This window comes from Methylobacterium sp. BTF04 (assembly GCF_010692745.1).
In the GTDB taxonomy this organism is placed as follows: Bacteria; Pseudomonadota; Alphaproteobacteria; order Rhizobiales; family Beijerinckiaceae; genus Methylobacterium.
In genome coordinates, this window is the sequence record NZ_JAAHTB010000100.1 from 1 (window position 1) to 4,764 (window position 4,764).

Sequence of the window (4,764 nt, forward strand, 5' to 3'; positions counted from 1 at the left end):
CGCGGCCCGCCACTTTCTGTGGTCTTCACGCTCTGGCTATCCAGCACCGCGGCGGGTGGGTGACGCGTCACGACCGACCCTCTCTCGGTCGGCCATGACGAGGTGGTGGTTGATCCGGCCGAACAGGCCGTCGTCACGCCAGCGCGCGAAATAGCCAAACGTCGTGCTGCGCGGAGGCAAGTCTTTCGGGATCAATCGCCACGCGATGCCACCGCGCAGGACGTAGAAGATCGCGTTTAGGATCTCACGCGGCGTCCAGACCGGTGGACGACCGCACGCGGCTGGTCCCGGCATCAGCGGTGCGATCACCGCCCACTCACCATCGGTCAGATCGGTTTCATAGCGCAGGCTGGCACGGCTATGATGCCGGCGGGTGGTCGGGGTCCACATGGCGCTTCCACGTCAGGCTTCAGCACCCTCTTGGAATCACTGCCATCCCGGCCACTCAACCCATCGCGGACTTATCGGACGGGCTCTTAGCTCGACTTTGGCCATTTCGCCATGTCGCGGAACGCGCTGGGTGACGAAGCGGGCGTGATGGATAGGCTGATGGTGTCCCTCGCCAGAGACGCCTCATGCCGCACCTGCCTGCCCGCTTCGCCGGGATCATCCAGTCGTTCGCTCCGCTGTTCGTCCGCCGGTCGTGGCGGCACGCTCAGGCCCTGCTGATCGGTGCGATCCTCTGTCCGGGCCGGCGCACGGTAGCGAGCGTGCTGCGGATCACGGGCCGGGCGCGGGACCGCCATTTCGTGAACACCCACCGGGTGCTCAGCCGCGCGGCATGGTCTCCCCGCTCAGCAGCCCGCACCCTGCTTCGGCTGCTCGTCGAGGCCTTCGTCCCACACGGCCCCGTGGTGCTGGCGCTCCACGACACGATCGAGCGGCGCTGGGGTCGCCGCATCCAGGCCCGCGGGATCTACCGTGATCCGGTGCGTTCGTCCGGCGCCCACTTCGTCAAGACCAGCGGCCTGCGCTGGATGAGCCTGATGCTGCTCACACCCATACCCTGGGCGGGTCGGGTCTGGGCGTTGCCGTTCCTGACTGCCCTCGTTCCGTCCGAGCGCGCCTGCCTGAAACGAGGCCATCGGCACAAGACCCTGCTCGATGTCGGACGGCAGATGGCCCTGCAGGTGCGCCGCTGGTTGCCGGGGCGCGACCTCGTGCTAGTGGGCGACAGCGCCTTCTCGGCTTTGCTGTTTCTCGACGCCCTGCGCCGCGGCGGCGTCACCGCCATCACCCGTCTACGCCTGGATGCGGCGCTCTACGATCCAGCGCCCCCAAGGCTTCCCGGTACGATCGGGCGCCCGCGCAAGAAGGGTGTGCGGCGGCCAACCTTGTCCAAGATCCTGACCGACCCGGGTACCATCTGGCAGCAGGTGAGCGTGCCGGGCTGGTACGGCATGGGCGAGCGCAGGATCGAGATCGCCACGGCCACCGCCGTCTGGCATCATTCCGGTCTACCAGCAGTGCCGATCCGCTGGGTTCTGATCCGCGATCCCGAGAACCGCTTCGAGCCGCAAGGGCTGCTCTGCACCGACACCGCACGAGACCCTACGCAGATCGTGACGTGGTTCGTCCGGCGCTGGCAGGTCGAGGTCACCTTCCAGGAAGCGCGTGCCCATCTCGGCGTCGAGACCCAGCGGCAATGGTCCGACAAGGCCATCGCTCGTACGACCCCCTGCCTGCTCGCCCTGTTCTCCATCGTCACCCTGCTCGCCACGCGGCTCTCAGCACGTGAGCGGCGGCAGATTGCCGTGACTGCATGGTACCCCAAATCGCAGCCGACCTTCTCCGATGCTCTCGCAGCCGTCCGTCGAACCATCTGGCGCGAGGAAGCTTCTTCGATGTCAGGCCGCAGGCGCGACCGCAGGAAACGTCGGTTCCGTCTTCCACCAGCCTGGGCCTACGCCCTATGCCAGGCGGCCTAAATGGCCAAAGTCGAGCTTAGGCCATCGGGACGGAAAAATGCAAAACCGCTCTTCTTTCCGCCACGAAGCTCAGGCAAGACACTCTTACTTACTAAATATTGGATATCGCTATAAAGTCAAGCATATATTTTATTATCACTGAAAAGTAAAAATACTACTGACAAAACTTGCTGTAAAAACAAATTAAAATTTGATATTATTTAGCTGGCAAATAAGCTCTTAAGTGGAAAGCGCTCATCGGTCGATTTCTCGGATACGCCCCTCCGATCTCCGCATACGATTAGAAGTTTGGCCGGTTGCGGGTTTACGCAAAGCGTCGACGATGGCCGTAAAACGATTTGAAATTTTCCGCTCTGCCTCGCGCCCCATGTGGCCGAGATGCCGAAGTAGCAATCGGGGATGAGCGCTGAACTGCATTAGGACTGCCCGCAGAGCCCGACCGGCTTCGAACTCATACCGTGGGTCGAGAGCAGCTTCCCTCCTAGACGGCGGGATCTTCCCAGTCAGTACGAAGGCCGCGCGGTCCTCTATGTGGTCGACCACGTTGACCTTTTCCGCGTACCGCCGCGACTCGACGAACAAACGTTCATGCAGCTCGGCAGTACACGGTTTAATTCCGGCGTCGTTCCGGCGAAGACGAACGCTCGTCTCAAGTCGCTCGCGCTCGACGACAAGCCATACATCCTGGGTGTGGCGGGTCAGGCCAACGTAGAGCTCGCGCGCGTCGCTCGCGGTTGCCCCATAATAGACTGACGCCGCTGCCGTTTTTCCCTGAACCGAGTACGCCGTCCCAGCCCAGGCGTGGCTGATTCTCGGCAGTGTGGCAGACTTTTGTCTTCGCCTTCCAGGCACCTGTTCCCGCACCATAGTTCCATAAGCGTCCTCGACGACCCGCCCGTCGTCGAGTCGCACTCTGAGCTTGAGGATTCCTTGCTCGTCCGCACCGACTGCCTCGATCGTCGCGCGCGTGCCGTTGCGGATGCCGTGCCGGATCAGACCTTCGCCGAATCGGATCCGATCGCCTTGGGCGAGCGACAACAGAACCGGCTTGTTCTCGCGGTCCCGTGCCTGCACCTCGACGTCGGGTCCGGTGATGACACCTTCCGTCCTCAGGACCTCGCGCGCCGCGCGGTTCAACGCCGCCGCATCGCGGTTGCGCCGGGTGACGATCAGGACCTCTGTATCACCGTAGCGAGCCCGCGCCTCGCTCCAGAGCGCGATGGCGCGCGCTTGAGAGGTGGCTGCCCCCGAGACAAGTTCGATCCGGTCGTGCCTTGCATAGGCCCGCAGACCCGCCTCGACGTCACCGCGGGCCATCAGGGTCGAGGCGGCGCGCTGCCAGGGCACCTGCTGCCGGCGGACCTCAGCGAGGGTTGCATGACGACCGAGCACATCGACCACGGACCGCAGGGCGCTGGCGCCGGCGACCGAAGCCAATTGTCTTCGATCACCCAAAAGAATGGCGCGACCGCCACCGTTCGGCGCCGCCGCCACGGTCGAGAGAACGAAGGCCAGATCATGGGTGCCGATCATCCCGGCCTCGTCGCACAGCACGACCGTATCGGCGGAAAGTGGCGGGATCCGTCCGTGTTCGAGGTCGTAACGCCATTTGGCGATGGCGAAGGTCTCGATGCCGGTCGAGGCCTTGAGTTCGTCGGCAGCGGTCCAGCTCGGTGCCAGACCGATGACGGTCAGTCCTGATTTTTGCGCCGCCTCGACAATCACCTTGGCGGTGGTCGTCTTGCCCGTCCCGGCACCGGCTTCCAGAACCGTGACTCCGGCCGCATCGGGGCCGGTCACATGCAAGACCGCGTCACGCTGTTCCTGCGAGAGCATCGGTGCAGCAGCCAGCGCCGCGCTCACGATCTCCGGCCGGAAGCACGACCCTGCCACAGGGCGATCGGCAGCACGCAGAAGTGCCGCTTCTGCGGAGGCAATTCCTGGCGTTGTCCAGCACGCATTACGCTCGTCGGCGACGAGACGTAGAAGCTTACCTTGCGCCTCCAGATCCGCGAGCTCGGCTCGGACCGCCGCGATCCCGATTCCCTGCAACGCCGCCTCGTCGAGGGCCTGCTCGATCAGGCTCTTGCGGTCGAGGACGTTCTGGTGCCGGAACAATTTGGACGCCGCACTGGCCACCGGTGTTGCGCCTACGATCTCGGGTGGATTGAACACCAGGTCCGGCTCGGCATCCCGGTCGCGCTCATGCTCTGCCGAGTGAACCGGCGTGATGGCTGCTTGCCGGACAGCCGCCCATGGATCGATGTCGAACGGGACGAGCTCGTCGCGCCAGCGCGTCTCCAGGGCCGCGCCGGTCGGAACATCGGCTTTGGCGCCACGGGTTGCCAGCGCCGCGGTTTCTTTCTGGGCTCCGGATACGGAACCGCGGTCACCGCCGATGGCCGCCTCGATCGCCGCCGAGCGTTTCGAGAACGCCGCGATCACCTCCTCCGGAATGCCTCGGATCTCGAATTGTCCCTGTCCGGCTTCGCGTAAGGACACGCCGAGTTCACGGGTGAGACGCTCTGCCAGAGCCGTTCTGAACGCACTGCCTACAACGACCTGCCACAAGAACAGTCGCTCCGGCTCAAGGGTGCGATACTTGCCATCGAGAGATGCGGCAACGTTCATAAGCACGCAGTGCGTGTGGCAATTGGGGTCCCCGGCCCGGGTCGTATAGTGATTAAACCGCGCGACGATGAGCCCCGTTGGATTCTCGCGGTGATACCCACCGGCACCGAGCCTAACCTCGACGAGCTCTTCGTCACGCAGGAACTCCAACGCTTCCGTGACCGCGGCGGCATGAATCGCCTCCAGTTGGGCTCGCTGGTTGGCG

Annotated in this window: 2 protein-coding genes and 1 pseudogene; 1 reads left to right on the top strand and 2 read right to left on the bottom strand. The window is 64.2% G+C overall.

Features of this window, described 5'->3' with window-relative positions; translation table 11 throughout:
* Positions 1-390, bottom strand: a pseudogene (locus tag G3T14_RS23065) (transposase); the annotation flags it as partial.
* A gap of 185 nt (positions 391-575) precedes the next feature.
* Here G3T14_RS23065 and G3T14_RS23070 point away from each other — a divergent pair.
* Positions 576-1,928, top strand: coding sequence for a transposase (locus G3T14_RS23070; protein ID WP_163644839.1), 1,353 nt, complete (start codon positions 576-578; stop codon positions 1,926-1,928).
* A gap of 234 nt (positions 1,929-2,162) precedes the next feature.
* On the opposite strand, the gene mobF is transcribed toward G3T14_RS23070, so the two are convergent.
* Positions 2,163-4,764, bottom strand: a 2,602-nt coding sequence (gene mobF, locus G3T14_RS23075) for a MobF family relaxase (protein ID WP_163644840.1), incomplete at its 5' end; no start/stop codon positions are given.

Excerpts from the sequence above, each read along its gene's own strand:
- G3T14_RS23070 (WP_163644839.1), top strand. The coding sequence starts at position 576 with ATGCCGCACCTGCCTGCCCGCTTCGCCGGGATCATCCAGTCGTTCGCT.